The sequence below is a fragment of the Peribacillus sp. NPDC076916 genome, assembly GCF_050269675.1.
Taxonomy (GTDB): Bacteria; Bacillota; Bacilli; order Bacillales; family DSM-1321; genus Peribacillus; species Peribacillus aracenensis.
In genome coordinates, this window is sequence record NZ_JBNNIU010000003.1 from 355,986 (window position 1) to 382,325 (window position 26,340).

Annotated in this window: 25 protein-coding genes; 22 read left to right on the forward strand and 3 right to left on the reverse strand. The window is 41.2% G+C overall.

Annotation, left to right across the window (positions count from 1 at the left end):
• Positions 1-9: 9 nt before the first annotated feature.
• The 10 genes from ACQKFG_RS11275 to ACQKFG_RS11320 all read left to right on the forward strand — a co-directional run bounded on the left by ACQKFG_RS11275 (position 10) and on the right by ACQKFG_RS11320 (position 10,121).
• Positions 10-1,344, forward strand: coding sequence for a dihydrolipoamide acetyltransferase family protein (locus tag ACQKFG_RS11275; RefSeq protein ID WP_427558903.1), 1,335 nt, complete (start codon positions 10-12; stop codon positions 1,342-1,344).
• A 12-nt stretch (positions 1,345-1,356) separates the two neighbouring features.
• Positions 1,357-2,739, forward strand: a complete 1,383-nt coding sequence (gene lpdA, locus ACQKFG_RS11280) for a dihydrolipoyl dehydrogenase (RefSeq protein WP_427558906.1) — start codon at positions 1,357-1,359, stop codon at positions 2,737-2,739.
• A 15-nt stretch (positions 2,740-2,754) separates the two neighbouring features.
• Positions 2,755-3,507 (forward strand): SDR family NAD(P)-dependent oxidoreductase, encoded by a 753-nt coding sequence (locus ACQKFG_RS11285; RefSeq protein ID WP_427558909.1) that lies wholly within the window; start codon positions 2,755-2,757, stop codon positions 3,505-3,507.
• A 28-nt stretch (positions 3,508-3,535) separates the two neighbouring features.
• Positions 3,536-4,963 carry an aldehyde dehydrogenase family protein gene (locus ACQKFG_RS11290; RefSeq protein ID WP_427558912.1) on the forward strand — a complete coding sequence of 476 codons (1,428 nt, stop codon included), beginning with the start codon at positions 3,536-3,538 and terminating at the stop codon, positions 4,961-4,963.
• Between the two features lie 31 nt (positions 4,964-4,994).
• Positions 4,995-5,828, forward strand: a complete 834-nt coding sequence (gene aroE, locus ACQKFG_RS11295; RefSeq protein ID WP_427558915.1) for a shikimate dehydrogenase — start codon at positions 4,995-4,997, stop codon at positions 5,826-5,828.
• Between the two features lie 182 nt (positions 5,829-6,010).
• Entirely contained in the window at positions 6,011-6,520 is a 510-nt protein-coding gene (locus ACQKFG_RS11300; protein ID WP_427558918.1) for a GNAT family N-acetyltransferase, read from the forward strand.
• Positions 6,521-6,786: 266 nt separating this feature from the next.
• On the forward strand, positions 6,787-7,266 hold the full coding sequence (locus ACQKFG_RS11305) for a VOC family protein (RefSeq protein WP_192206241.1): 480 nt from the start codon (positions 6,787-6,789) through the stop codon (positions 7,264-7,266).
• A gap of 42 nt (positions 7,267-7,308) precedes the next feature.
• Positions 7,309-8,163: a pentapeptide repeat-containing protein gene (locus tag ACQKFG_RS11310; protein ID WP_427558921.1), complete on the forward strand. Its 855-nt coding sequence runs from the start codon at positions 7,309-7,311 to the stop codon at positions 8,161-8,163.
• Positions 8,164-8,392: 229 nt separating this feature from the next.
• On the forward strand, positions 8,393-9,130 hold the full coding sequence (locus tag ACQKFG_RS11315) for a MerR family transcriptional regulator (protein ID WP_342614371.1): 738 nt from the start codon (positions 8,393-8,395) through the stop codon (positions 9,128-9,130).
• A gap of 136 nt (positions 9,131-9,266) precedes the next feature.
• Positions 9,267-10,121 carry a putative protein N(5)-glutamine methyltransferase gene (locus ACQKFG_RS11320; protein ID WP_427558924.1) on the forward strand — a complete coding sequence of 285 codons (855 nt, stop codon included), beginning with the start codon at positions 9,267-9,269 and terminating at the stop codon, positions 10,119-10,121.
• A gap of 161 nt (positions 10,122-10,282) precedes the next feature.
• Here ACQKFG_RS11320 and ACQKFG_RS11325 read toward each other — a convergent pair whose 3' ends face one another.
• Positions 10,283-10,963 carry a copper homeostasis protein CutC gene (locus tag ACQKFG_RS11325; RefSeq protein ID WP_192206238.1) on the reverse strand — a complete coding sequence of 227 codons (681 nt, stop codon included), beginning with the start codon at positions 10,961-10,963 and terminating at the stop codon, positions 10,283-10,285.
• Positions 10,964-11,233: 270 nt separating this feature from the next.
• Between ACQKFG_RS11325 and ACQKFG_RS11330 the strand changes: the two genes are divergently transcribed.
• The 4 genes from ACQKFG_RS11330 (at position 11,234) to ACQKFG_RS11345 (ending at position 13,505) form a co-directional block, all read left to right on the forward strand.
• Positions 11,234-11,500 (forward strand): transporter suffix domain-containing protein, encoded by a 267-nt coding sequence (locus tag ACQKFG_RS11330; RefSeq protein WP_342614369.1) that lies wholly within the window; start codon positions 11,234-11,236, stop codon positions 11,498-11,500.
• 20 nt (positions 11,501-11,520) lie between these two features.
• Entirely contained in the window at positions 11,521-12,147 is a 627-nt protein-coding gene (locus tag ACQKFG_RS11335; protein WP_427558928.1) for an NUDIX hydrolase, read from the forward strand.
• A gap of 368 nt (positions 12,148-12,515) precedes the next feature.
• Positions 12,516-12,977, forward strand: coding sequence for a DUF2690 domain-containing protein (locus tag ACQKFG_RS11340; RefSeq protein ID WP_192206236.1), 462 nt, complete (start codon positions 12,516-12,518; stop codon positions 12,975-12,977).
• Positions 12,978-13,061: 84 nt separating this feature from the next.
• A complete protein-coding gene (locus ACQKFG_RS11345; RefSeq protein WP_283918415.1) occupies positions 13,062-13,505 on the forward strand; it encodes a DUF2690 domain-containing protein in 444 nt (147 codons plus the stop codon).
• Positions 13,506-13,565: 60 nt separating this feature from the next.
• Here ACQKFG_RS11345 and ACQKFG_RS11350 read toward each other — a convergent pair whose 3' ends face one another.
• Both ACQKFG_RS11350 and ACQKFG_RS11355 read right to left on the reverse strand, forming a co-directional pair.
• On the reverse strand, positions 13,566-14,090 hold the full coding sequence (locus ACQKFG_RS11350; protein ID WP_427558931.1) for a methylated-DNA--[protein]-cysteine S-methyltransferase: 525 nt from the start codon (positions 14,088-14,090) through the stop codon (positions 13,566-13,568).
• Positions 14,080-14,676, reverse strand: a complete 597-nt coding sequence (locus tag ACQKFG_RS11355) for a bifunctional transcriptional activator/DNA repair enzyme AdaA (protein WP_427558934.1) — start codon at positions 14,674-14,676, stop codon at positions 14,080-14,082. The genes ACQKFG_RS11350 and ACQKFG_RS11355 overlap by 11 nt, the downstream gene beginning before the upstream one ends.
• A 168-nt stretch (positions 14,677-14,844) precedes the next feature.
• Between ACQKFG_RS11355 and ACQKFG_RS11360 the strand changes: the two genes are divergently transcribed.
• From ACQKFG_RS11360 to ACQKFG_RS11395, 8 genes are all read left to right on the forward strand, one after another.
• Entirely contained in the window at positions 14,845-15,753 is a 909-nt protein-coding gene (locus tag ACQKFG_RS11360; protein ID WP_427558937.1) for a DNA-3-methyladenine glycosylase family protein, read from the forward strand.
• Between the two features lie 181 nt (positions 15,754-15,934).
• On the forward strand, positions 15,935-16,384 hold the full coding sequence (locus tag ACQKFG_RS11365; protein ID WP_427558940.1) for a collagen-like triple helix repeat-containing protein: 450 nt from the start codon (positions 15,935-15,937) through the stop codon (positions 16,382-16,384).
• Between the two features lie 503 nt (positions 16,385-16,887).
• Positions 16,888-18,465 (forward strand): sensor histidine kinase, encoded by a 1,578-nt coding sequence (locus ACQKFG_RS11370; protein ID WP_349727717.1) that lies wholly within the window; start codon positions 16,888-16,890, stop codon positions 18,463-18,465.
• Between the two features lie 11 nt (positions 18,466-18,476).
• On the forward strand, positions 18,477-19,166 hold the full coding sequence (locus ACQKFG_RS11375) for a response regulator (RefSeq protein WP_427558944.1): 690 nt from the start codon (positions 18,477-18,479) through the stop codon (positions 19,164-19,166).
• Between the two features lie 370 nt (positions 19,167-19,536).
• On the forward strand, positions 19,537-20,829 hold the full coding sequence (locus ACQKFG_RS11380; protein WP_192206229.1) for a CitMHS family transporter: 1,293 nt from the start codon (positions 19,537-19,539) through the stop codon (positions 20,827-20,829).
• 203 nt (positions 20,830-21,032) lie between these two features.
• Positions 21,033-22,976, forward strand: a complete 1,944-nt coding sequence (locus tag ACQKFG_RS11385) for a PTS mannitol transporter subunit IICBA (RefSeq protein WP_427558947.1) — start codon at positions 21,033-21,035, stop codon at positions 22,974-22,976.
• A gap of 86 nt (positions 22,977-23,062) precedes the next feature.
• The gene (locus ACQKFG_RS11390) at positions 23,063-25,153 is read left to right on the forward strand and encodes a BglG family transcription antiterminator (protein ID WP_427558950.1); all 2,091 of its coding nucleotides are present in this window, start codon (positions 23,063-23,065) and stop codon (positions 25,151-25,153) included.
• 5 nt (positions 25,154-25,158) lie between these two features.
• Positions 25,159-26,301: a mannitol-1-phosphate 5-dehydrogenase gene (locus ACQKFG_RS11395; RefSeq protein ID WP_427558953.1), complete on the forward strand. Its 1,143-nt coding sequence runs from the start codon at positions 25,159-25,161 to the stop codon at positions 26,299-26,301.
• The last annotated feature ends 39 nt before the right edge of the window (positions 26,302-26,340 follow it).

Consider the following 26,340-nt stretch of genomic DNA (forward strand, 5'->3'; position numbering starts at 1 on the left):
GGTGTCATGATGGCATCAGAAGTAGTCATGCCTAAACTTGGCGCAACAATGGAAGAAGGAACAATTGTCTCTTGGTTAGTCCAAATTGGGGAAATGATTGAAGAAGGAGATCCCATTGCTGAGATTCAAACGGATAAATTAGTGATGGAGATTGAAGCAGAGACAACGGGTGTTTTGTTGAAAACATTATATGATGCTGGCTCAGTCGTAAAGGTACATGAAATCATTTCATATATAGGTGAAGAAGGAGAAAGTGTAGAGGGATTAGCAAATCTGTCGCCAAATGCTTCTTATGAACCTAGAGAAGAGAAACAATCGCCGCCTGAAAAAGAAATGAGTAAAGTAGGACAGCCGAACCATGATAACAAAATAAGAAGAACACCTGCTGCAAGAAAGCTTGCGATCGAACATCAAGTAAATTTAAAGGACATTGTAGGATCAGGTCAGCTTGGACGTATTCATAAAATGGACGTTGAAAGATTCATAGAGAAGCATGCTAAGAAAATCACACCATTAGCGAAGAAAATCGCCGATGATCAAGGAATTAATTATACCGATATGACTGGATCAGGTTTACATGGAAAAATCCTCAAAGAAGATCTAGTTTCATCAAATGGGGTAAGTGAAAAGGTTGAGATTTCGAATACAAATCTAATCGATAAACGAGTGCCATTTAAAGGCATGCGTAAAGTCATAGCGGATAGAATTTCTGAAAGTGCCTATACATATCCACATGTAACCCTCTTATCAGAAATTGATATGAGTAATAGTGTATCTCTTCGTCAAGACTTATTGCCAGTTATTGAAAAATCGGAAGGTTTAAGAATATCTTTCAATGAAATCTTGATTAAAGCAACAGCATTTGCTCTAAAACAAAATCCAAGCATCAATATATCTTTAGAGGAAAAAGAGATTGTCTACCATTCGCATATAAATATCGGCATGGCTGTGGCAGTTCCAGATGGTTTAGTCGTTCCCGTTCTTAGAGATGTTGATAAAAAAGGACTTGCCACTCTTACAAAAGAAGCTAAAAGTATTGGAAAACAAGCTCGGGAGGGACAACTTTCTCTTGATGATATGCAAGGTAGCACTTTTACAATTAGCAATTTAGGCATGTATGCCGTTGATGGATTCACACCGATTATAAATAGTCCCAATGCAGCTATTCTAGGGGTAGGGCGCATTCAGAAAAAGCCAGTCATCGTGAATGGGGAAATAGCCATTCGATCAATGATGAGCTTAAGCTTATCTTTTGACCACCGAATTATTGATGGTGCTCCTGCAGCAGCATTCTTGACTGATTTAAAAGATGTACTAGAAAATCCATTCAAATTAATGATATAAGGTGGTGTCAGAATGACTTCTTACGATGTAGTAATTGTTGGTGGTGGTCCAGGCGGATACGTTGCCGCAATTAGAGCTGCCAAAAAGGGTAAACGGACAGCACTTGTGGAAGCCGGTCATTTAGGTGGTACGTGTTTGAATAGGGGGTGTATTCCTTCAAAGACTTTATTAAAACATGCACAGATTATAGAAGAAATTGAAAAAGCAAAAAACTGGGGAATTAAAACGGAAAATGTAAGCTTTTCATTGAAAGAAATGTTTGCGCGTAAAGATCAGGTGATTACAACCCTGAGAAGTGGAATCGAACATTTATTAAGAATGGGGAAAATCGATGTATACAACGGATATGGGACCATTCACGCTGAAAAAAAAGTAACGATTCAAACAGAAAATGAAACGAAACAAATTACTGGGGAAAAAATCATTATTGCGACAGGTAGCCATCCTTTCGTACCGCCAATTGATGGCCTTCACTCCGTTGATTTTCACACAACAGATACTATTTTTAATGTTACAGAGATCCCACAATCCATTGTGATTGTAGGTGGAGGCGTCATAGGGGTTGAGTTTGCTAATATCTTTGCTAGTTTGAAAACGAAGGTCACGATTGTTGAACTAGGTGAAAGGATCATATCAACAGAAGATGAAGATGCTGCAAAAACTTTACATAAAAGTTTAAAGAAGAAAGGCATTAAAGTTTTAACGAAATATCAAGTGATATCCATTAAAGAAAGTAATAATCAAAAGACAATATCCATTGTCTCACAACAAGGTAAAACAGAGACCCTCATAGCAGATGAAATACTTCTAGCAGTTGGCCGTAAACCTAATCTTTCAAGTGTTTCTGAACTGAATCTTACAATGAATGGTGGGCATATCGCCGTAGATGATTATATGGAAACGAGTAAAAAAGGTTATTTTGCTGTAGGAGATGTTATCGGAGGCCTTCAATTAGCGCATGTAGCGAGTGCTGAAGGAATAACGGCTGTTGAAAATTTAGATGAAGAAAAAGTAAAGATGAATGATAAAGTGATGCCTCGTTGTATCTATACAAACCCGCAAGTAGCTAGTGTTGGAATAAGTGAAGTTGAACTTAAAGAAAAAAATATCCCGTATAAGGTAAATAAATATTCCTTTTCAGGAAATGGAAAGGCTCTCACAATGGGTGAAACAGAAGGATTTTCCAAAGTGATGATTGATGAGAAATATGGGGAAATAGTAGGCGTTGTTATGGTAGGCGCTCATGTCACTGAAATGATTAGCCAATCATCAGCTTTTATGTATTTAGAAGGAACAGTGGATGAACTTGCACAAATGGTACAACCGCATCCCTCTCTCTCAGAGGTATTAATGGAATCTGCAAATATACTAATTGGAAAAGGAATTCATTCTTAATGGGAAGGTGAGCATATGTTTGATTTAAAGGGTAAAAAAGCCATTATAACTGGTGGGGCTCAAGGCTTAGGATTTTCAATGGTAGAAGCTTTTCACAATGCGGGTGTAGAAATTGCAGTAATAGATATTTCTGATGAGCTATCTCTTATTTCTAGCAAATTAGAAGCCAATGAAGGTCAGATCCATGCTATTAAAGGGAATTTATTAGACTTGGAAAGTTTAAGAGAGTCGTTTAAAGAAGCCTTAGAGAAATTAGGCGGAACAGTTGATATTTTAATTAACAGTGCTGGATTAATTGAAAGAAAACCCGCTTTTGAGTTTTCGCTCGAAAGTTGGAATAGAATTCTGGGTCTGAATGTAACGGCCGTTTTTGAATTATCTAGATTAGCTGCATTAGAAATGAAGAAGCAGGGTTCAGGAAAAATCGTTAATATGGGATCCATTCTTTCTGTAATAGGTGGTTTTAATGCGGCTGCGTATTCTACTAGCAAGGGTGCCGTTTTACAATTAACAAAGTCCCTATCAAACGAGTGGGCTGAGTATGGGATTCAAGTGAATGCAATCGCACCTGGCTATATGTTAACTACGATGAATACGGATTTAATGAATGATCCAGTGAGGGGAGCACAAGTAGAAGCAAGAATTCCTGCTAAAAGATGGGGAACACCTGAGGATGTTGCTGGTGTAGCCTTATTTTTAGCGGCTCCTGCTTCTGATTATGTGACAGGCACATTAATTCCTGTAGACGGTGGGGTTTTAGGAAGGTAAGTGAAAAAGAGAAGGAGTGTGAGCTGGATTGAAAAAGAAACTATTTATCAATGGTGAATGGATCGAATCTGAACAATATGCAGATTTGGTTTCTCCTTATTCACAGGAGAAAATTGCCGAGATCCCTCAAGCATCAGAAAAAGAAGTGGATGCAGCTATCGATGCTGCTTATAAAAATCGAGAAGTGATGGCAAAGTTAACAGCTTATGAAAAAGCTGACATACTAGAAAAATTAGTTGGCTTGTTAACGGAAAATAGATTAAAGGCCGCTCAAATCATTTCCTTGGAATCTTCAAAACCATTAAAATTCTCTTTAGGAGAAGTAGACAGAACGATTGAAACGTATAAATTCGCAGCAGAAGAAGCCAAACGCATTCATGGTGAAATGATTCCTTTGGATGCTGCTAGAAATGGTGCAAACAGACTGGGATATACATTAAGGGAGCCTATCGGTGTCGTCGCTGCCATTACACCATTTAATTTTCCGATGAATTTAGTTGCTCATAAAGTGGGCCCTGCCATTGCAGCTGGTAATACCATTGTATTAAAGCCAGCATCTCAAACGCCGTTGTCAGCTTATTTTCTTGCTGAGTTATTGGAAGAAGCGGGCATACCAAAGGGTTCCTTTAATGTGGTGAGTGGCAGTGGAAGTTTAGTTGGAGAGAGATTAGTAACGAGTGATAAGGTCAATATGGTTACTTTTACTGGTAGTCCAGAAGTGGGAATTGGTATCAGGACTAAGGCTGGTTTAAAGAAGGTGGCATTAGAACTGGGCTCTAATGCCGGTCTTATAATCGATGATAGAGTGAATCTGGATAAAATAATTCCCAGATGCGTAATAGGAGCTTTCTCTAACCAAGGACAAATTTGTATATCCCTTCAAAGGATTTATATTCACGAAAATTCATTTGTGGCATTCACGGAAAAATTCAAAGCGGCGACAGAGAAACTTGTATTGGGAGATCCGTTAGATGAAAACACAGATTTATCATCTCTCATTTCTAGAAAAGAACAAGAACGAGCAAAAACTTGGATTGATGAAGCGGTTAGTGATGGTGGACAGATCATTTCGGGTGGTCGGATTGAGAATAATGTTTTGTTACCGACTGCCATTGTTGGTGTAGCATCCGATTCAAAAGTATCCTGCCAAGAAGTGTTTGCACCGATTGTCACGATTAATCCTATTAAAAATGTATCTGAAGGAATCGACTACATTAATGATTCAAGATTTGGACTACAGGCGGGAATTTTTACAAAGGATATCCATACGGCCATGCAGGCTTCTAAGCGACTTGAAGTAGGTGGGGTTATGATTAATGATATTCCAACTTATCGAGTAGATCAAATGCCCTATGGGGGAGTGAAAGAAAGCGGTAATGCCCGCGAAGGGTTAAAATATACGATTGAAGAAATGACGGAAATGAAATTGGTTGTTTGGAATCAAGAAGAATTTTAAGGAACGATTACTTTGATTGCGAGGGATATAAATGAAGGAATTATTTGGAATAATAGGAAATCCAATAGCGCACTCTTTGTCACCCTTAATTCAAAATGAAGCTTATGCATTACATGAAATCAATGCGCATTTTCAAGCTTTTCACGTAGAGCATGAAGATATAGAGACCGCTATTAAAGGCATGAAAGCGATTGGCATCAAAGGGTTTATGGTAACAGTACCCTTTAAAGCAAAAGTTATCCCTTTTCTCGATGAAGTTGACCCGATAGCCGAAAAAAAGAAGGCAGTCAATGTTGTACAACTCATAGATGGAAAATATGTTGGGTTTAACTTTGATGGAGAAGCCTGTCTTAAAGCTTTATTAGAAGACATGAACAGACCAAGCTTACAGAAGGAACATATACTTATTTTAGGCGCAGGCGGCGCTGCCCAATCCATTTATTATACGCTATCCCAATTTGAAGATGTACATATAGATCTTGCTAATAGGACGCTTGAGAAGGCTGAGGCACTAAAAGAGTTAGGTGCAAATCATAGACATACAAAAGTTATCTCTCTTGATGAAGCAGAAAATAACCAGGATCAGTACGATATCATTATTCAAACAACCTCTATTGGGATGTGGCCGGACGTAGGTCAATCACCTATTAACATCACCCAATTAAAAAAAGGTGCATTTGTTTCGGATATCATTTATAACCCTGCAGAAACGCAAATCTTAAAACAAGCTCGCAGAAATGGAGCGAATACACAAAACGGTATAAAAATGCTTGCCTCTCAAAATGCCCTTTCAATTGAAAAATGGACGGGTCAGAAAGTAAATTATCAAAAAATGATAGAGTCACTTACAGAGGCTTTAAGATAAGCGTTTCCTATTTAAAAGTGGATAACATTAAAGGAAAAGGACTGTCCTGTTTATGGGATCCTTTTCCTTTTTTATATATGATCAAGAAGGATAAATCCGTTAGTTTCTTGAATGAGGTATAGAAGTTATCAAACATTGCAAGTATGTGTTAGGTGTTTCAGAAAAAGGCGGTGATTTTACTTATGGAAATATTTATTAATAAGCTAAAAGAACAAGATGCGGAAGAGTTATTTAAATTTGAATGCAATAACAGAACATTTTTTGAACAAACGGTCCCAAGTCGCGGAGACGATTATTATATCTTCGAAACGTTTAAAAATAGACATAGGGAATTATTAAAAGAACAAGCAGAAAATATCTCATATTTTTATCTAATTAAGAATGGCTCAGGCTCAATTGTCGGAAGAATTAACCTTGTTGCTATTGATAATACCAATGGCGTGGCATATGTTGGTTATAGAATTGGAGAGAAGTATACGCAAAGGGGAATAGCGAATAAAGCGTTAAAGCAATTGCTTAACACAGCGTCAGAGTCGAGAGTAAACCATATACAGGCGAAAACGACAAGTAATAATATTGCCTCTCAAAAAGTTTTAGAGAAAAACGGGTTTACACGAATTTGTATTAATGAGGAAAAAAATGACCTCAGTGGTCAAAAGGAAACGTTTATCCATTATAGTAGGTCACTTTAATATAATCATGTTCTTATATCATCCACATATTTTGGTATTACCTTATTAATGTTGTATTTATCTGTATGGTAAATTTTATTAAGTTCATAAATATGCTGCTACAGTGCCCCCGTGCTATTTGCCGGTGGTAAGTGTATGGAAAGAATATCAAGAACTTGAATTCAGAGATTTTGCTAAGAAATGGTTAAATAGTATGATGCCGGCATGAATGTTTCGCAAGAATAGTAAAAGCTTTCATTACCTAGAATGAGAAAGGAGAATATAATATGATAGAAGGTTTATATGAAGCCCATCTACCCGTCAAGGACCTGGCCATCTCTATGGATTTTTATAAGAAAATAGGCTTGAAACTAGCCTGGAGGGATGAAGATACTGCCTTCTTTTGGATAGAGGAAAACAAAAGCTGGGTCGGATTATGGGAAGGGAAAGAATATCAAACTCCATACCACCCTTCACTAAGGCATATCGCATTTCGGGTATCTTATGAAAATATGAAAAATGCATTAACTTGGCTCCAATCCCTGAAAATTGAAGTCGTCCCTTTTGGAAAAAGGAAATCGATTGAACCTTTTGTGCGCCCGCACCAAGGTAACGCTTCCGTCTATTTCAATGACCCAGATGGAAATAGCCTCGAACTCATGTGTTCGATAAAAGTCCCTGATGCATATAAGCATATGACCGAAAAACTTTCACTTGAAGAATGGGAAGAACTAAATTCTATAGAAGAAAACAAAAAAATCAACTAGCATGAAACGATTGGTTGTATTTAATAGAAGGAAGTGTAAGGATTGTTTAATCAATTAACGAATCACGATAGTATTCTTAACCATTTACGTGCAGACTGTGAGAATTGTTTTGGTTTGTGCTGTGTAGCTTTGCCTTATGCAAAATCTGCTGATTTTGCATTTGATAAAGATGGGGGTACACCATGTTCAAACCTTCAATCGGATTATCGTTGCGGCATCCATGAAAATCTCAGAGCAAAAGGTTTTAGGGGCTGTACGGTATATGAATGCTTCGGTGCGGGGCAAAAGGTATCTCAACTCACATATGGTGGAAACGATTGGAGAGACAACCCAGCGTCAGCAAAGGAAATGTTCGATGTGTTTCCTATTATGCAACATCTTCATGAAATGCTTTGTTACTTAAATGAAGCGCTGAATTTAGAAGATGCGAAACCTCTTTATCAAGATTTGCAGGCTGCTTTCGAAGAAACGGAATATCTCACTAAGCAAAGTCCAAAGTCTATCATGGACCTGAATGTACCAGCTCATAGAGTGATCGTTAATGATTTGCTTCTGCGCACAAGTGAACTCGTACGTGCAAAGGCATCATTTAATAAAAATAAAAATCAGAAAAAACAGAACAAAATAGGTAGGGGAAGTGACCTTATCGGTGCAAAGTTGAGAGGCGCTGACCTTAGGGGAGCGAACTTAAGAGGAGCTTTACTTATCGCATCCGACCTCAGAGAAGCTGACATGAGAGTGACGGATCTTATCGGTGCAGACTTTAGGGACGCTGATTTAAGCGGTGCCGATCTCACCGGGAGTTTCTTCATCACACAAGCACAGATTAACTCGGCTAAAGGCGATACAAAGACAAAATTGCCGCGCACATTAAGCATTCCCGATCATTGGAGATAGAAGGAAAGCCAAGATCAGAGCTAACTTTCATGCAGAGTATACGTTCCATGAATGAAAATTGATTTAGCTTTAATCCTCAGCTTTTACATAGAGTGAATTCTACTAACATGCGATTCTTCATTGGGAAGGATCGTCTTTTGTAATTGGGCGGAAAATTTTCATTTTTCCATTTGACTCTGACGTTGCGTAATACCTTAAAGTAAATGATATCGAAAGGAGGTAAGAAGCAGTGGCAATGAAAGTGAAAGAGCTGGCCGATTTAGTTGGCATTAGTGTGCGGACACTGCATTATTATGATGAAATTGGGTTATTATCGCCAGAGGAAATAACCGAATCAGGTTATCGCCTTTATTCGAATGATAATCTTGAGATGTTGCAGCAAATCCTGTTTTTCAGGGAACTTGGCATGCCGTTAAAGGAAATAAAACAAATGATAAGCAGCTCTTCGTTTGATAAACAAGATGCGTTAATGAAACATCAAAAAATGTTACTGGAGAAACGCAGTCAGCTCGATAAATTAATTAAGACGGTCGAAAAATCGATTAAGCATATGAAAGGGGAAATTCAAATGACGAATAAAGAAAAATTTGAAGGGTTTGATTTCAGTCAGAATCCATATGAAGAAGAAGCCCGCAAGCTTTGGGGGGATAAAGCTGTCGATGAGTCGAAGGCTAAAGTGGCGGGCATGTCCAAAGATGCACAGAAAATTGTATCGGAAATCTATATCAAACTTGCGTCAATCCGAAATGACTCGCCCAAGTCGGAGGAGGTACAAGAGGCAATTAAAGAATGGTATGATTGTTTGAACAATAACTTCGGCACATACTCACTGGATGCTTTCAAGGGATTAGGTCAAATGTACGTGAATGATCAACGTTTCACTAAAAATATCGACAAATACGGTGATGGTTTAGCAAAATTCATGTGTGATGCGATGGGTCATTTTGCTGACGCCAACAAAAATTGATTCCCAGATTAGATGGAAGGTTGCTCCGGCAACCTTTTTATTTTATAGCTAAAGGGACGGTCAGTTTAAGAAGCTGTATACTATAGTTGTGTTAATATTTTTAATATTCCGATTTATGGAGAATAGGGGGAAACTTATGGAATTTAGGAATGCCGCCTTTAACCTCGGGGAAATTAATGATGTTGATGGAAGTAAAGTGGCTGTTTTTAATGGAAAGGGCATTTATATAAGCATCGTCACTAAACTTCGGGCCGCAGGTTGTGTTTACGCCGAGGAAGAGGCCCGGTTGCTCATCAGCGCGGCAGGGACAACGGCCGAATTGGCCGGGATGGTGGATAGACGGATAGCGGGTTTGCCCCTTGAACACGTCATCGGCTGGGCGGAATTCTGCGGTATCCGGATAGAAGTTGACCCCGGAGTCTTCGTACCCCGCAGACGGACCGAGTTTTTAGTCCGCCAAGCGGCAGCACTTGCTATGCCAGGAGCAGTCGTGGTGGACTTGTGCTGCGGTACGGGCGCGGTGGGCTCCGCTGTGGGCGATGTTCTCGAAGATATTGAATTGTACGCCGTCGACATTGACCCGGCCGCGGTGCGGTGCGCGCGTCGTAACGTCACTTCAGTCAATGGTCAGGTATACGAAGGGGACCTCTATGAACCGCTTCCATCCAATTTACGGGGACGTGTTGACGTACTGGTCGCAAACGCACCATACGTCCCTACTGAGGGAATCGGTCTACTACCCCATGAAGCGCGCATGCATGAGGCGAGGGTGGCATTAGACGGCGGGGCGGACGGGCTTGATGTCCAGCGAAGGGTGGCAGCTTCGGCAACACTTTGGCTGGCACCGGGCTCCCATTTGTTAGTCGAGACCAGTGAGCGGCAAGCGATGCAGACCGTGGAAATCTTTGCTGGATACGGGGTGATGCCACGGGTGGTAAAATGTGTTGAACGGGACGCCACTGTCGTAATTGGAACCAGCCCCGCACTGTAAAGAAATGTTTTTAATGGCGCTTTTTCTTATAACGATTGGAACGCTGGCTGTTCGGTGCTTGCTTTTGACGGCACTATTTATTTGGTTTTGGGACTCGGTCTTTTTATAAAAAAAGAGGTCTGCATCATAAAAGGGACCAAAGAAGCGGTCCCTTACCGACATTATTTCTTTAGCATGTTTACGATTTCCTTAGCTTTTTCTAATATAACTCCTTCAATGATACTGTTGTTTTTTCGAACAGCCGTACCGAAATGATAGTGACCGGTATGCAATTCGGAATGGATAGCAAGGATATTATCCTTATTTAAGCCGCTTCCAACCAGTATCGCTATGTCGCCGCAGACTCTTTTCATTTGTTGAATCGTTTTCATGCGGCTGGGGAAATCCCCATGCCCACCTGACGTCAATATCGTTGTGATTTCTCGATATTGTGCCAGTGTTTCAGCTGAAATGACTGGGTCGTTTGTTTCATCTATGGCTCGGTGGAATGTAATCTCCAAACCTTCACATACCGTCAATAATTCTTCGAGGTAAGGTCGATTGATTTCGTTTTTTTCATTTAATACACCCAAAACGACCCCGTTCGCTCCAAGTGAACGAATGATTTGGATATCTTTTTTCATGATTTCCAAATCTTTTTGCGTATAACAAAACGACTGGCTATGGGGCCTCACCATCACGTTGACTGGTATCTTTACTGAATGAACGACAGCTTCTATCAGGGCGTGGCTTGGAGTTAATCCCCCCTCGGCCAAAGAACTGACAAGCTCGATTCGGTCTGCGCCCGATTCTTCGATTATAATGGCATCTTCTATCGTTGTGGCAATGAATTCAATGTACATTGGATTTTCCTTTCCTGCATGCAGTTGTTTATAAGAATAGCTTGTATAAGATTATTAAATCCATTAAGAATAGTAAAGTCAATTCATTAATAGATCCCATGTCCTCTCATAATACCTCCATTAGTTTTCCTCAAATGGAATTTATTTATTTCTCATATTTATGAAACGAAATGAACATTCGAACGTATAAAAAAAGAATCTATTACTATTTGAAAGTGGAATGTCTGGCGGGGTAATTAAATGAAAATCATCATGACGGAGGTTATTTAATTGGATAAAGAAGGTAAGGAAGTAAAGAAATCGAGGTTTTACAAAGTAGGGATGGGATTTCTGATCATTTCCCTTCTCACTTGGATCATTCCTGTCGTAGCTCCTTTTACGCCATTTTCGACTGCGGCTAAAGCAGGGGTCATAACAGGTGCAATCGTCTTTGCGGAAGTCATGTTTTGGGCAGGCGCGCTTTTGGTCGGGAAAGAAGTGGCTGCTAAATATAAAGGTTATTTAAACCCGAAAAATTGGCGAAAAGAAAAAGGATGAAGCAATGGGAGTGAAGCTCCATGGAAACTGAGTTGCTGAAAGTTTTCGATTCAAATCGCATTCAAACAGGCGTAGCTTCACGTGAGGAAGTACATAGATTGGGACATTGGCATGAGGTTTTCCATTGCTGGTTCGCAAGTTCGGAAGCGGGCGTGGATTACCTATATCTTCAGCATCGTTGTGCGATGAAAAAAGATTATCCGAATCTATTGGATATTACCGCTGCAGGCCATTTACTGGCTCATGAAACGGTATACGACGGAGTCAGGGAGATTAAAGAAGAAATAGGCATTGACGTTTCCTTTGACGAGTTGGTTCCATTAGGGATCATTGAATACCATCAAACGAAAGTAGATTTCAACGACAAAGAACTGGCAAACGTCTTTCTATATGAAAGTGCACATAGCTTCGATGATTTCACCCTGCAGCCAGAAGAGGTTTCCGGAATGTTGAAAGTTGTGCTGAATGACTTCGAAAAGCTTTGGACCGGAGCGGAGGACAAAGTGAATATTAAGGGATTTGAAATGAATCACGAAGGCCGTAGGGTGAAGATCGATCGCTTTGTCGGACGGGATGAGTTCGTTCCGCATGATCTTTCCTATTATGAAAGCATCATTAGATTGATCAGGGAAAACCTTACTAAATGAAAATGAAGCCCCGACAAAACGATTCGAGTTTTGTCGAGGCTTTTCTTTTTTCTGAAAAACATTAAGTACAACGGCCTGTGTCTTTCCCGGTCAACGGCAGCCTATTGGCTCGTTTTGTCTCAACGCGACATTCATATGTCCTTAGATGTTCCCGTATTTGTCCTGAATGGCTCATAGGCATAATGACTTTGTCCTCTGGTGATTGGGTTGATGAAGCGAAGCATACCAGACTGTAATAGTGATGGGAGGCTGCCAGTTAAAGGCGGGGATGCGGTTTTTCATGAACTAGGGAATTTATCACTTGTAAGAATATGTCAAAATTGTAATATGAACAGTGTACAAATCTTGTTAAGGGGATGAGTGAAATAATGAAGAAAATGGTTTTATGTATTTCATTTTTTGTAGCTTCTTTAGTCCTTTTTGGCTCCCTTGATCTTTTTGCAAGCAATGCATCAGCAGAAACACACACCTATGATGGAAAAAGTCCTTACTATAACAATTGTGCGGACAGTGCAGTAACGAAGAAGAATGTGAAAATTAATTTAAACGGTGCTTCTGCAAATTTAGAGTTGAAATTCAGTACAACTTGCAAAACAGCTTGGGCAAAGCTCACTCTAAGCAGACCGGCTAAAGCAGATGGGGAGGCGACGGCATTGGTTGTCCGAAATACTGATAATAAACAATTTAGCTGTGCATCTCCTGGAGGAAATGGTGAAATAAATAAAGGTCAAACGTCATGCTATACACCAATGGTATATGATTTAGATCCGCGAAAAGCTCAAGCGGTTGCATACTGGCCATATACGGCAGGCGAAACTGGCTGGTATTAATCATAAAGTGAAATCCTTCATCTACTTTTATGCAAAGAAAGGACGAATGACTTGAATAATAAGCTGAAAATGATAGGTTTATCCATGGTGATGACACTGTCGATGTTTCTTGTCGACTTTGGATTTGGAAAAAATCAGGCTCTGGCTGAAACACATACTTATGATGGAAAAAGTCCATTCTATAATAGTTGTGCAAGTTCGGCGGTGACGAAGGATAAAAAATGGATCGATTCAAATTCGTACGTAGAATTGAAATTCAGCACTGTCTGTAAAACCGCCTGGGCAAAAGTGACCGTGACACGGCCCGCCGTATACAACCATGAAGCGGACGCCAGAATCGTCCGAAGTACAGATGGTAAGGCCTATACATGTGCCAGCTCCGGGGGTAATGGTGTCGTGAATATCGGGCAGACCTCGTGCTATACACCAATGGTATATGATTATGACCCGCGCAAGGCACAGGCCCAAGGGATACATGCAATACCTAATAGTGATGCATATAATAAAGCTGTGACCATTTGGTACTAAAAAACTAAGGCAATAAAAGCATCCGTATGGTCGGATGCTTTTTTTTCGGTCAGATTGTGCTCATACCTTCATTTCCGCTTCCAAATGTAGTAGATATTGTTTCATCTCCGTACCTCCACGGTAACCGGTAATGTTCCCGTTTTTTCTGATAACCCGATGACATGGCACCGTGATCAGAACAGGATTGGCACCAATGGCCGTACCGACCGCCCGAACAGCTGCTGGTCTTTGGATGATTTGGGCAATATCGGAATAGGAACAGGTTTTTCCGTAAGGTATTTGATCCAGCGCTGCCCAAATTTCTTGTTGAAAGGGCGTGCCTTTTACATCTGTCGGAAGTGAGAAGGTCTGCCTGGTTCCTCCGAAATATTCTTGGAGTTCTCTTAGATAGGGTTTTAATGCTTTTTCATTTTCAATAAGTCTCGCATTTGGAAAGCGTTTTTGTAGCCAAGACTTCAGTTCTTCATATGTTTGACCAGGAGAGCCTACATAGCAAAGCCCTTTTTCCGTTTTGGCCACATATAACTGCCATCTATCATAATGCAATATGGCCCAATCGATGGTTTGTTCTTTATCATTCTTCATTTTCTTCACGCTCCAAAACTTGAGTTTTGAGATAAGCTTTCCGATATCCTGAAGGGGTAATCCCCATTTTCCTTTTGAATAGCGTCATGAAATAGGGTGTACTAGAGAACCCGACAGCCAGGCCTATTTCAGTTATCGGCTGTTCGGACTTTTCCAGCAGCCACGTTGCTTTTTCAAGGCGTAGCCGTTGAATGTATTCAGTGGGCGAGATTCCCTTCACACGCTTGAATGATCGTTGTAAATGATAGGGACTCCCGTGGGAAATATCCGCCAATTTGTTCAATGTGAGGGGTTCGCTGTAATGGTTGTCGATCCATTCGGCTATTTGTTCAACCCATTCTTCTATCGGCAAATTCAATCCTTCCGGCTTACATCGTTTACAAGGCCGGAAATCTTCTTTCAAAGCCATCATGGCATTTTTGAAAACCTTCACGTTTTCCTTATTCGGCACCCTGGATTTACAGGAGGGCCTGCAAAAGATGCCCGTCGTAATTACTCCGTATAAAAAATGATCATCATATGCTGCATCACAATCTATAATAGCTTTCCAATATTCATTCGGGAAATCTGCCTTTTTTGGATTCAACACATTCACCTCTGCTTTTAGTATACAAGAAAGGGTTGATATACAAACATATTGATAATATAAAAGCAAGATAACGTAATGTTAAAATAAGGGAGTTGAATGAAAGCGCAAGATAACGAATCCATTTTTCATTAGTATAAAGAGAATGGGACAAAGGAGGACATATCAATGGATGAAGGCATGATCGAATTGAGGATTCATGTACCAAGGGAGTTTAGTTTTTCGGAAAATCTTACATACTTATCAAGATCGGCCAATGAATGTCTGTTCGACATTGTTGATCAAAAAATTTATCGAGCACTTGTTATCGAGAACGAGACACTCTTAGTGGAAATCAGTGCGATGGATGAAAAGGAGCTGACCGTTCGGTTTCCAGGACGAACTGCAGTGATGGATAATCAGGTAAAGGATGCTGTTTCCCAATACGTTCGTCATTGGTTCGATCTTGAGACAAACCTGCTTCCTTTTTATGAGATGGCCCAAAATGACCCTTTATTGCACAAGCCGGTAAGCCAATTCTTCGGTCTGAGAAATATGGGCATCCCGGATTTATTCGAAGCGATTGCCTGGGGAATACTTGGACAGCAGATTAACTTGACCTATGCCTATACCTTGAAACGGAGGCTTGTGGAGGGATTTGGTAATTTTGTTGAATTCGAAGGAAAGCAATATTGGCTGTTTCCAAAGCCTGATGTGATCGCGAAATTAACGGTCGAAGATTTTGCCGATTTGAGGATGACGGTGAAGAAGTGTGAATATTTAATAGGCGTTGCTCAACTGATTGCAGGAGGGGAACTTACTAAAGAAAAGCTATTGAATGTAAAGGATGTAAAAGAGGCCGAAAAAATGCTGACAAAAATACGGGGAATCGGTCCGTGGACAGCGAACTATGTCTTGATGCGCTGTTTGCGTTTTCCAGCAGCCTTTCCCATCGATGACGTCGGGCTGCATAATTCCATGAAACTGGTCATGGAAACGGAAGCAAAACCAACGAAAGCGGAAATCCTGAAACTATCGGCAGCGTGGGCCGATTGGGAATCCTATGCGACCTTCTATTTATGGAGATTGCTATATTGACTTCGTGTATATTTCAAATTCGGAGATAAAACAGTAGAATTCGTCGATATATCCCTGAATTCGGAGATAAAACAGTAGAATGCGTCGATATATCTTTAAATTCGGAGATAAACTGCATATCCAGCCCAAACATCTTTAGTCCATATAACATACATTATTCCATTCAATCATATAGAGGTGAATGACCATGTATATGTACCCGACGTATCATTATGAAGATCAAGTTTTTCTTGAACGGCAGTTTCCCGGTCTATCCGGCTTTCCAGGTATCCCTGGATCACCAGGCTTTCCGGGCATCCCTGAATCACCAGGCTTTCCAGGGCAGCCAGGCTTTCCAGGCCAACCCGGTTTTCCCGGTGCAGGGCCACCGCCGGGTTCGCAAGCACCAACAGCTCCCCCGCCAGCGTTTATCCCTCAACAGCAATCGGCTTCAACATTTGCCATAGATCCAGGTGCCATTTCGTTTTGTCTGTTTAGGAATACTTTTATATGGCTAAATAATGGTGCGAGTTTCTGGTATTATCCTGTTTTTGTCGGTCCGCGATCTGTTGCCGGCTTCAGGTGGAATGGCAGGTTCTGGACGATTTTTGGCATTGATACAAGACAAATCAATTCTTTTACCTGTTTTTGAAAATGCTCAAAGGAGATGTTTCCTTTGAGCATTTTTAGGTTTCATGCTGTTTTGCTTTCTTCCAGTAAGAAAAGATAGGGTAGCAAGAAAGAAGCAGCACTATCCAAAGAAAGACATCATTAAAGGATATGCCTATCGTTGATCGTTCCCCTAAAGCGGTCAACAATCCGACTAGGGAAAGGAGATACAGGGTGTAAAAAACAATTGCGCCTTGATCCTCATTTCATGATCGGCGTGACCATCTTTCTTAAATAGGAAACTGAGAAATAAAACAATCATAATCCCAAGAAATACCTCGGATGAAACGAAATGAGATAGTAAACTGACTGGAAAAAAATCATAAATAAGCAAAAGGGTGATGATGATCATATAAGTCATTTGAAACATTTTTGAATGTCGTGAAATAAACGGCCAACAATGTTCAATATTTAATAGAAATGGTAAAATCATTATGCTCCTATAAAATTAGTGAATGAAAATGAAAATAGAGGATGCTGCTGAATATGAGGAAAGTATCGCTAGAAACCAAGATTCTTGGGTTAGTCTTATCGTTGAGCCTGTTTTTGATACTCTTATTGACGACTTCTTTTTCCTATATGGAAGGAAGGCAAATAGCGAAGGATAAAGGTCAATTGGCGTTGGAACTTTCAAAGACGATTAGCTTCATGCCTACCGTCACAGAGGCCTTTGAAACGGATGATCCCGCAGGCATAATTCAGCCGATTGCCGAAAAGATCCGCAGGGAAACGGGAGCTGAGTTCATCGTTGTCGGGAATAAAGAGGGCATTCGCTATTCCCATCCGCTGGCTTCCGAAATTGGGAAGCGGATGGAAGGCGGGGATAATGCCAGGGCCATTAAGGAAGGCGAATATTATGTCTCCGAAGCGGCAGGGTCGCTCGGTCTTTCCATTCGGGGGAAGTCACCGGTATTCGATGCGAATGGAAAAATAATTGGAATCGTCTCCGTCGGTTTTTTAGTGGACGATGTCCGCGCCCAAATATTCAAGGATTTGTCCAAAGAGATGATTGTATCTTTAGTGGCCATCATGATATCGATCATTGGCAGTTATATGCTGGCAAGGAGCATACGTAAAGATACATTGGGGCTGGAACCATTTGAAATCGCCAATTTATATAAAGAAAAAAATGCAGTGCTTCAATCGGTGAAAGAAGGGATTCTGGCCATTGACCAAAATGGGTTGATTACTTCGATGAATCAGCCGGCAAAAAAATTGCTCGATATTAAAGAGTCCGTTCGCCATTTGAATGTGGATGGCCTATTCCCTTCGAAATATTTATTCGAAGTGCTGAAGTCCGGTGAACCGCAGGTGGATAAGGAGATTTCATGGAAAGACAAATCCGTTATCGTCAATTGTACACCAATCTTCGATAGTGAAGGGGTAAGTGGTGTTGTCGCTTCGTTCCGTGATCGAACGGAAATTGAGGAAATGGTTAACACATTATCGGAAGTGAAGATGCATTCAGAGGATTTAAGGGCCCAGACCCATGAGTTCACCAATAAACTATACGTCCTTTCAGGTTTGATACAATTAGGTGAATATGATGAAGCAATAGATATGATTCAAAGCGAAACATCCGAATTGCATTCCCTGAACCGTGTCGTGTTCGAACAGATCAAGGATACAAAGGTACAAGCCCTTTTACTTGGAAAGATAGGGAAGGCATCGGAGAAGAAGATCATCTTTGAAATAGATGCCCAAAGTTACCTAGAGAAACTGCCGGATCATATAAAATTGTCACAACTAACATTGATTCTGGGCAACATTATCGATAATGCACTTGAAGCGGTTTCAAGCATGGAAGAGCCGCTCGTGAAATTTTTCGCCACAGATATCGGAAATGATATGGTATTTGAAGTGAGTGATAACGGAAAAGGAATACCTGAGGATGCTGTCGCCCATATTTTCGATCGGGGTTTCACTTCGAAAAACAACGGAAGTCCGAGTGGTTATGGACTTGCGAATGCTGATCATGTCGTCAAAGAGCTGGGCGGCATCATCGAAGTTCACAGCGAGGATGGAAACACTATATTCACCGTGTATCTTCCTAAAGAACAGTGAGGAGGGAAAGAATGCTGAAGATAAGAGCAGTCATCGCAGAAGATGATTTTCGTGTAGCGGATATCCATGAAAAATTCTTAAAAAACTTTGATGAAATAGAAGTGGTCGGAAAAGCTGTCAACGCAAAAAAAACGCTTCGGATCTTGGAGCAAAAAAGCCCGGATTTGCTTTTGCTTGATGTTTATATGCCGGATCAACTTGGTACAGACCTTCTTCCGGACATACGGAAAAGGTTCCCGAATGTGGATATCATCATGATCACCGCGGCAACGGATAAAGACCAACTTGAAAAGGCGCTTCACTATGGTGTTGAGAATTATTTAATTAAACCAGTGGAAATGAAGCGTTTCAACCAAGTTATCGAAGAGTATCTGAAGAAGGTCCATCTGATGAAGTCCAAACAAGAGATAGATCAGGATTTTGTTGATCTCATTTTGAATAAGGGATCTGCGGTTTCGGAAACGAACGATGGGCCGGCCTTACCGAAAGGGGTCGACGAAATCACTTTGGCGAAAGTCATCGAGGTACTCAAAGCAAGCGATATCGGTTTGTCGGCTGAGCAAGTGAGCGGACAGATCGGCGCTTCCAGGACAACAGCGAGACGCTATCTTGAATATTTGATATCCGTAAAGAAATGTAAAGCGGAAGTCGTATACGGGGTAGTGGGAAGACCTGAGCGAAGATATTATAAAATTCAATAGAATGAAGTGTGAAACACCTTCAAGATTGGAGGTGTTTTTTTTATGCGATTTTAAAAAAGCAATATATGTCAAAAAAAACGATGTTTTAATTGTTATCTTATTCTTAAGGAGATTCGGAAATGAGATACATGCGCAGCAGCGTGTCTTTGCAAAAACATAGTCAAAGTTTTCTTAATAATTGCAATCATCCGCTTAAAGAACCCGCCATTCAACCCGTGGAGTGGCGCCGGTTCAGCCTCGAAAAATCGCTTCCGTGAACACAATGAACAAAATTAACAAAATAGTTTTAAAACACAATAAATTGAGAACGCTTACAAATGAAGCGGTTTCATATACAATTTACCTTATTAGAAGATAAGGAGTGATTGATATGCTCGCTTTATTAGGATACTTGATGATAGTAGCGTTTATGATTTTAATTATGACAAGGCGACTTTCAGCCATGATAGCTTTGATTGCAGTGCCAAGTGCCTTTGCACTTATTGGCGGGTTTGGCGGTAAAATGGGTGAGATGGCGCTGGAAGGGATCAAAGGCGTTGCGCCGACGGGAATCATGATTTTATTTGCGATCCTTTTCTTTGGCATTTTGATCGATGCTGGCGTTTTTGATCCGATCATCAATACGATACTTAAGGTTGTAAAAGGAGATCCAGTGAAAATCGCCATCGGCACGGCCGTCCTGGCTTTGCTGATTTCCTTGGATGGAGATGGTACAACCACATATATGATAACGATTTCAGCCATGCTTCCGCTATATAAACGGATTGGCATGAGGCCGCTTGTATTGGCCGGCATTGCCGTTTCGTCATCTGGAGTCATGAACCTTCTTCCTTGGGGAGGCCCTACAGCACGGGTGATGACCGCTTTGAAACTTGAAATGTCCGATGTTTTCACTCCTGTCATCCCAGCGATGATCGGCGGGGTCCTGTTCGTCCTTTTCATGGCATATTGCCTGGGTAAAAAAGAAAGAAAAAGAATCGGGATCATAGAAGTAGATTATCGTGTTATGGCACAGCAAGCGGCTGCAACGGAAGATGCTTATCTTAAGCGTCCTAAATTGATAATATTCAATTACGCATTGACTCTTACATTGCTGGTGGCGCTGATCATGGAACTTATGCCTTCAGCGGTTCTGTTCATGATAGGTTTCGCGATTGCCATTACGGTCAATTATCCGAAACTCAGTGATCAAAAAGAGCGTGTGGCAAACTATGCGGACAATGCTTTATCTGTAATTTCGATGATTTTTGCAGCAGGTGTCTTCACTGGAATCCTTGCCGGAACGGAAATGGTCGATGCCATGGCAAACTCATTGATTCAGCATATTCCAGATCAAATGGGCACACATTTTGCTGTCATTACAGCCGTCATCTCAGCACCTTTTACGTTCTTCATGTCTAATGATGCATTTTATTATGGTGTGCTCCCATTGCTTGCTAAAGCGGGAGCTGCTTATGGAATTGACCCTGCCATGATCGGCAGAGCTTCACTATTAGGGTTGCCCGTCCATCTATTAAGCCCGCTTGTTCCATCTACCTATCTATTGGTTGGAATGGTAGGCGAAGATTTCGGTGCATTGCAGCGTACCTTCCTGAAATGGGCATGCGGATCGACGCTTGTCATGATAGTGGTATGTGTTCTATTGGGAATCATCCCACTATAAAGCTCTAAAGAGTCCCGTTCGTCAAGATGCGAACGGGACTTTTTTCTGTCTGCATCAAGCGCTGAATAAATCTAGAAAAAGTGAGATACATTATGTTTGTCTTCTCTTTCGCGACAAAGTTAGCTTTTACTTTTATTGAATGAGGAAGGTACGTACCTTAAGATTAAAGGAAACTATATTAATTATGAAGGGGAGAGAGCAAAATGGCTCACTTTAATATAAAAGTTGCAGTTCAAAAGTTCGGTAACTTTCTAAGTTCAATGGTCATGCCGAATATATCAGCTTTCATAGCATGGGGGCTAATCACTGCCTTATTCATCCCATCTGGTTTCCTGCCAAATGAAAGCCTTGCCAAAATGGTTACACCGATGGTTACGTTTTTGCTGCCGCTTTTAATTGGGTATACAGGTGGTAAGTTAATCCATGACCACCGTGGCGGCGTAGTCGGTGCCATTGCGACAATGGGTGTCATCGTCGGATCTGATATCCCGATGTTCCTTGGCGCCATGATAATGGGACCGTTCGGCGGTTATGTCATCAAGAAATTCGATCAATTGATTGAAGGGAAAATAAAAGCCGGTTTTGAAATGCTTGTTAATAATTTCTCAGCGGGGATAATTGGCGGCTTATTGTCCATTCTATCCTTCTTGGCCATTGGGCCTGCTGTAGACGTATTTACAGGCTGGCTAGTAGCTGGAGTCGATTGGCTTGTCGGTACAGGTTTACTGCCGTTGACAAGTATCCTGATCGAGCCTGCCAAGGTATTGTTCTTGAACAATGCCATCAATCATGGTGTACTATCACCAATCGGTGTAGAGCAAGTTAAACAAACAGGGGCTTCCATCCTGTTCCTTTTGGAATCGAATCCTGGACCGGGTATCGGCGTATTGCTTGCCTACTGCTTTTTCGGAAAGGGAACGGCGAAGAAATCGGCTCCAGGAGCGGCCATCATTCATTTCTTCGGCGGGATCCATGAAATATATTTCCCTTATATCCTAATGAAGCCGATGTTATTCTTAGCCGTCATTCTTGGAGGCATGAGTGGAGTATTCACATTGGTCCTACTGGGCGGAGGGTTGTTCGCTCCTGCTTCTCCAGGCAGCATACTTGCCATTACAGCAGTAACTCCGCATAATGCAGGCGCATATATTGCTAACTTTGCAGGCGTGATCGTAGCAGCCCTTGTTTCATTCATCGTCGGTGCATTCATCCTGAAAACAGGAAAGCAATCTGAAGAGAATATTGAAGATGCCGCGAAAAAAATGCAAGAAATGAAAGGTAAGAAAAGCTCTGTTGCCGATGTATTCGCTTCAAATCCGGGAACGATGCCATCAGGCGTCAGCAAAATAATATTTGCCTGCGATGCTGGGATGGGGTCAAGTGCGATGGGAGCTTCGCTGCTTCGCAAGAAGGTGAAGGAAGCCGGTTTGAATATCACCGTGACCAATACGGCGATCTCGAACATTCCTGCTGATGCACAAATCGTCATAACACAGGAAGAGTTAACTCCAAGGGCACAGAATAAAGTGCCGAATGCTTATCATGTATCGGTGGATAATTTCCTATCGAGCCCTGAATACGATTCATTGCTTGCACGGCTTCAGGACGATGGCACCGATGAGCTGCATGAAATCGTCGAAGATGCTGAAGAGAAGGTTCCTGGTGTTCGTGCACATTCAATTGAGCCTGGCATCAATGATGATGAGCAGGATGATAATGAATTGCTTCGCGAAGAAAACGTCTTCCTTAATCAACAATTCGCCAATAAGGAAGAAGCGATCCGCTTTGCAGGAAGAGCTTTAGTCAATGCAGGTTACGTTAAGGAAAGCTATATTGAAGCAATGATTGCCCGTGATGAATTGACTTCAACCTATATGGGGAATGATGTAGCCATTCCGCACGGAACCGAAGAAGCTAAGAAAGATGTCCTTAAATCCGGATTTACCGTTCTGCAAATTCCTGATGGTGTCGACTTTGACGGCCAAAAGGCACGATTGATATTCGGCATCGCCGGCAAGGACGGGACACATCTTGAAATTCTATCCGGCATTGCAGTTACCTGCTCCGAGATGGAGAATATCGAAAAGATGGTTAAAGCCACATCAGCCAGGGAATTGATGGATATTATAAATGTCGGAAATAATTAAATACACTTAACCAAGAATAGAAAAGCGTTTGACGCTTTTCTATTCAGTATTTTCTCGTGTTACTCCACCAGAAATGAGTTGGTAGCATGTATATTACTTCAAGGGAAAAATCAATCATAGAATTGATCATAAAAACGTCTGGAAAACATACAGCCTTATCCATTGCGACACAATTGAATGTTAGTGTCCGGACTGTTCAACGTGATCTGAAGTCCATAGAAAAAATCCTGCAATCATTTGAGTTGCATTTAACACGCAATACACATGAGGGACTGACCATCGACGGGAAGAATGAACAAGTCTTTCGGCTTGTACAGCACCTGATGGGCAATCATCCAATCGATCAAACACCTCAAGAAAGAAAGTTGCATCTCCTTTTAGCTTTACTGCAAGAAGAATCATATAAAACTCAAGTTCTTGCGGGGGATCTCGGTATAAGCATAACGACTCTTACAACCTATTTGGACGAACTGACTGAATGGTTAAAGAATTTTAATATCGTGATTACGAGAAAAAGGGGAGTCGGAATAGAGCTTGCCGGCACTGAAGAAAATAAACGGAAAGCCCAGGCCGCCTATTTCCTGCACTTTTTTAATGAAGAGCTGATTGAAAGTTTATTTTTGTTGCAAGAAGGGAAATTCCCAGAGGCGAAAATCCTCGACTATTTCGATCCCGAATATCTTCTGGCAATCGACGGGGTGCTGAACTCAACGTTTAACAGTGTCCATTCCCGTTTGGCGGATAGCGGGTATATAGGGTTAATTGTACATATTTATGTAACCCTGCAAAGGAATGAAAGCCAATTTTTTTTGGAGAAGGACTTCAAGAAAATAAGCGAACTTTCCGATGAGAATAATCTCATGAATAAAATAGGCAAGGAACTAAGCGCCATGCTGGAAGTCTCTTTTACCATCGATGATATAAGCTACCTGGCTGCCATCCTGAAAGGTTCCAAGCTTCATGCAGCGGATGCCGTTCCATATGACAGTGTGTTGCTTGGCCAACTGATAAGAAGCCTGATAAAAGATGTTTCGGCACAATTGCAAATCGATTTGACCAAGGATTTCCCCTTGTATCAAGGGCTCCTTGCCCATATGGAACCATCGCTTTTCCGGATCAAACAGGAAATGGGATTGTACAATCCCTTAACCGAAGACATTAAAAGAAAGTATCCGGTTCTCTTTTTGGCAGTAAAGACCAGTCTGGAAAAGGGATTCAAAGAAATAAAAGAATTTCCTGAAGATGAAATAGCCTTCATCGTCCTGCATTTCGGATCTGCATTAGTGCTGCGGGAGGAAGAAATATCAATAAGGGCACTCATCGTTTGCCCGACAGGTATCGGCACGTCGAAAATGCTTGCAAGCCGGATCAAAAAAGAAATCATCGAAATCGAGACTGTAGAAATCAAGACGATCAAAGACATCCAGCAGCAGGGCAGCCTGAAAAACTATGATGTGATCATTTCTACCGTCCGGCTTCCGTATATCGATAGTGATTATATTCTTGTATCCCCTCTTTTGAGTGAAGAGAATATATTGAACATCAGGAATTATTTAAGGAAGAATATTGAAAACTTCACGAAGAATAAGCGTTATGGCAGTCATTCAGCCCATAAGGAAACCTTGGCCAAAAAAGAGGATGGCGAATTGAAAGAAGTGCTGCAGGAATTGAAAGATGCCCAGCAGAGCATCGAGTCGATCATGGATAATTTCCGGTTTTATCGGCTGCCGCATCTGAAAGGGCATCCGGAAATCATCGAAGAAATGGTCAGGATGGCTGAAAATGAATCACTGCTAATCGGTGCGGATGATGTGGTCGGATCCTTGAACGAACGGGAAAAAAAAGGTGGTTTAGGCATTCCTGGCACTGGAATGGGCCTTTTCCATACGAGACACAAGAATGTGAAAAAACTGATATTCCAAGTGGCCCACCTGGAGGAATATCATCTGGTCAAAGGTATGGATGGAAATGACGTCCATATGAAAAATTTGCTGCTGATGCTGGCACCTGAGGAATTGAGTGTGAAGCAGCAGGAAATCGTCAGCTTAATAAGCTCAAGCTTAATTGAAAGCAATGAATCCATCATGATTTTTTCATCTTCGGACGAGGAAATGATTAACAGAAGGCTGGAAGCCATATTTTTGGACTATTTATATACTAACTTGATAAAGGGATGATTGTAATGAAACAAGCAGTACATTTCGGTGCAGGAAACATTGGAAGAGGATTTATCGGCGCACTCTTTTCACAGTCTGGATATCATGTGACTTTTGTGGACATAGCCGATCAAATCATCGATCAATTAAATGATAAAAAGCAATATCAAGTCAAACTGGCTACTGATCAACAAGAATCCGTAACCGTAGAAAATGTTTCGGGTTTAAACAGCTTAAAGCAGGAAGAGGAAATCATTAAAGCAATTTCCGAAGCAACCTACCTCACCACTGCTATCGGTCCCAATATTTTACCTCATATCGCTCCTTTAATTGCAAAAGGATTAGCCTCAAGGGTGAAGGAAACCGATGAAAAACTATATGTGATCGCTTGTGAAAACCAAATATCGGCAACAGACCTTTTAGAAGGCTACATTCTAGAAAACTTGGATCAAGATACAAAAGAAAAACTAGCCGGAAAAGTATACTTCTTTAACTCAGCAGTCGATCGCATCGTTCCTATCCAAAATAACGAAGGATCACTCGATGTTTTGGTGGAACCTTATTATGAATGGGTCGTTGAAACGAATGAAAGCATTCCTGCCGTTGAAGGGATGACCATTGTAAAAGAACTCGCCCCGTTCATTGAGAGAAAACTATTCACCGTTAATACAGGACATGCCGTCATAGCTTACCTCGGTTATCTCAAAAATAAAAAATCGACGATTGACCAATCATTGGAGGACGCAGGCATTGTAGAGCAAGTCAAGAATACCCTAGGGGAAACGGGCGCCTATTTAATAAAGCAATACGGTTTGGATGCAGATGAGCATCAGCAGTATATCGAAAAAATAATTAATCGATTTAAAAACTCCTACCTGAATGACTCGGTGAATAGAGTCGGTCGGTCACCGCTGCGCAAGCTCGGACCAAACGACCGCCTCGTCCGCCCTGCCGTAGAAGCTAAAAAAGCCGGACTTTCCTATACTAATCTGGCGAAAGCGATAGCCGCCGCTTTACTCTTTGATTTTAACGAAGATGAAGAAGCCCTTAAACTGCAATCGATGATCAAAGAACACGGTATAGCTACCGCACTTAAAGAAGTTAGCGGATTGGACGAAAATAGCGAAATAACCAAAGAGGTCATCAACCACTACAACAACTTGAAATAAAAGCCGAAGAACTCCTGAAAAATTTTTTCAGGAGTTTTT

Excerpts from the sequence above, each read along its gene's own strand:
- ACQKFG_RS11325 (WP_192206238.1), bottom strand. The coding sequence starts at position 10,963 with ATGTACATTGAATTCATTGCCACAACGATAGAAGATGCCATTATAATC.
- ACQKFG_RS11375 (WP_427558944.1), top strand. The coding sequence starts at position 18,477 with ATGCTGAAGATAAGAGCAGTCATCGCAGAAGATGATTTTCGTGTAGCG.
- ACQKFG_RS11275 (WP_427558903.1), top strand. The coding sequence starts at position 10 with ATGGCATCAGAAGTAGTCATGCCTAAACTTGGCGCAACAATGGAAGAA.
- ACQKFG_RS11340 (WP_192206236.1), top strand. The coding sequence starts at position 12,516 with ATGAAGAAAATGGTTTTATGTATTTCATTTTTTGTAGCTTCTTTAGTC.
- aroE (WP_427558915.1), top strand. The coding sequence starts at position 4,995 with ATGAAGGAATTATTTGGAATAATAGGAAATCCAATAGCGCACTCTTTG.
- ACQKFG_RS11390 (WP_427558950.1), top strand. The coding sequence starts at position 23,063 with ATGTATATTACTTCAAGGGAAAAATCAATCATAGAATTGATCATAAAA.
- ACQKFG_RS11350 (WP_427558931.1), bottom strand. The coding sequence starts at position 14,090 with ATGAAGAATGATAAAGAACAAACCATCGATTGGGCCATATTGCATTAT.
- ACQKFG_RS11335 (WP_427558928.1), top strand. The coding sequence starts at position 11,521 with ATGGAAACTGAGTTGCTGAAAGTTTTCGATTCAAATCGCATTCAAACA.
- ACQKFG_RS11380 (WP_192206229.1), top strand. The coding sequence starts at position 19,537 with ATGCTCGCTTTATTAGGATACTTGATGATAGTAGCGTTTATGATTTTA.
- ACQKFG_RS11305 (WP_192206241.1), top strand. The coding sequence starts at position 6,787 with ATGATAGAAGGTTTATATGAAGCCCATCTACCCGTCAAGGACCTGGCC.
- ACQKFG_RS11395 (WP_427558953.1), top strand. The coding sequence starts at position 25,159 with ATGAAACAAGCAGTACATTTCGGTGCAGGAAACATTGGAAGAGGATTT.
- ACQKFG_RS11300 (WP_427558918.1), top strand. The coding sequence starts at position 6,011 with ATGGAAATATTTATTAATAAGCTAAAAGAACAAGATGCGGAAGAGTTA.
- ACQKFG_RS11365 (WP_427558940.1), top strand. The coding sequence starts at position 15,935 with ATGACCATGTATATGTACCCGACGTATCATTATGAAGATCAAGTTTTT.
- lpdA (WP_427558906.1), top strand. The coding sequence starts at position 1,357 with ATGACTTCTTACGATGTAGTAATTGTTGGTGGTGGTCCAGGCGGATAC.
- ACQKFG_RS11345 (WP_283918415.1), top strand. The coding sequence starts at position 13,062 with ATGGTGATGACACTGTCGATGTTTCTTGTCGACTTTGGATTTGGAAAA.
- ACQKFG_RS11320 (WP_427558924.1), top strand. The coding sequence starts at position 9,267 with ATGGAATTTAGGAATGCCGCCTTTAACCTCGGGGAAATTAATGATGTT.
- ACQKFG_RS11360 (WP_427558937.1), top strand. The coding sequence starts at position 14,845 with ATGGATGAAGGCATGATCGAATTGAGGATTCATGTACCAAGGGAGTTT.
- ACQKFG_RS11285 (WP_427558909.1), top strand. The coding sequence starts at position 2,755 with ATGTTTGATTTAAAGGGTAAAAAAGCCATTATAACTGGTGGGGCTCAA.
- ACQKFG_RS11385 (WP_427558947.1), top strand. The coding sequence starts at position 21,033 with ATGGCTCACTTTAATATAAAAGTTGCAGTTCAAAAGTTCGGTAACTTT.
- ACQKFG_RS11370 (WP_349727717.1), top strand. The coding sequence starts at position 16,888 with ATGAGGAAAGTATCGCTAGAAACCAAGATTCTTGGGTTAGTCTTATCG.